The 1,175-nt window shown below is 37.7% G+C and carries 1 protein-coding gene; it reads left to right on the top strand.

Annotated features, from left to right (window positions below; genetic code table 11):
* Positions 1 to 307 precede the first annotated feature (307 nt).
* Positions 308 to 682 carry a hypothetical protein gene (locus tag ACFIO3_RS13425; RefSeq protein ID WP_375608274.1) on the top strand — a complete coding sequence of 125 codons (375 nt, stop codon included), beginning with the start codon at positions 308 to 310 and terminating at the stop codon, positions 680 to 682.
* Positions 683 to 1,175 lie beyond the last annotated feature (493 nt).

Here is a 1,175-nt window from a genome sequence, read left to right as displayed (position 1 = left end):
ATCGGGGAACCTCCTCCCCCCCCCCCCGCGTGGATCCCCTAGATTGTCTGGCCTGACTGAGGATTTCCTCAGTCAGGTTTTTTTGTAGTTTTTGTTAGAGTTTGGTAAGATGTTATCAGGGGGTAAAAGGCGTAAGATATGCTATTGTTTCATCTATAGTGTCTCAGTATATAGGGCGGGTAGCGGTTGTTTCTTGGTTAGTGTTATTGCGTTTATTTTCAATGGTTAGAATTTTTTTTATTGAGTCATCATTGAATGCTATGGAAGGAGCCTATATTTGCAGTCTGTAATCTTTAAGTAAGAGATGATGGGATTTTTCTCCGGTCGTATTGCTTTTATTTTGTTTATATTTCTTATTTTTGGTTTTAGCATTTTTGCTTCTCGCAGTGTTGCTGTTTATCAGTTTTTTTCTGGCTACACTTCTTCTTCTCAGCAAGTTGAGGTAACGGAGGAGGTGTTGCTAGAGAGATGGGTAATGGCTTTTCCGGATATTATCGTGCACCTTTCTAAAATGAGTCCTCGGCAGCAAGAGCTGTTTATTGAGCAAGTGCGTCGCGAGGCGGTTTCATTTGCTTGTGAAAATGGTCAGAGACGTGAAGAGGCTCACAAATTTGGTGAAACTGTTGCTATGGCTCTCTCAAAAGCGATTTCTCGTCCTTCTATTGCTAATGCTTATTTTTAGCTATTTTTAAAATTGTGCTTTTGGATTTGATTTTAAGGGGGAGAGAGCTTTTCGTGAGGTTTTGAAAAGTGTGTAGGAAGATAATAAATTTGTAAGATAATCAGCAAAATTTATCTTCCTACAAAGGTAAGAAATCAGAGTATAAGATAATGTTGCAATTATTACAGGAGCGATAGCAAGTCCATCAAGGGCATTGGTTAGGCTGACTGCATTATTCATTGTTACAATGACAAAAGCAATAAAAAACAGCTTAAATCAATACGGTATTTTGCATAAAGGGTGAGGATAAGCTGAGGGCACTCATTTGTAGAAAAGCAAAGGAAGAGATTGCTATAATAAAACACGTTAACCGCATTTTAGATACCAGTTATTTTTTTATTTGATATGAGCAGATAGAAAATTCTCAAAGAGTTTGCGCAATATTTTGAATTGGTAAATAGCGTATGATGGTTTTTGTATATCTATGGACTCCTTATGCACAGTGATGGAGGTA

The organism is Bartonella sp. AD328YNZD (assembly GCF_042196425.1).
This window is presented reverse-complemented; position numbering and strand designations above follow the sequence as displayed.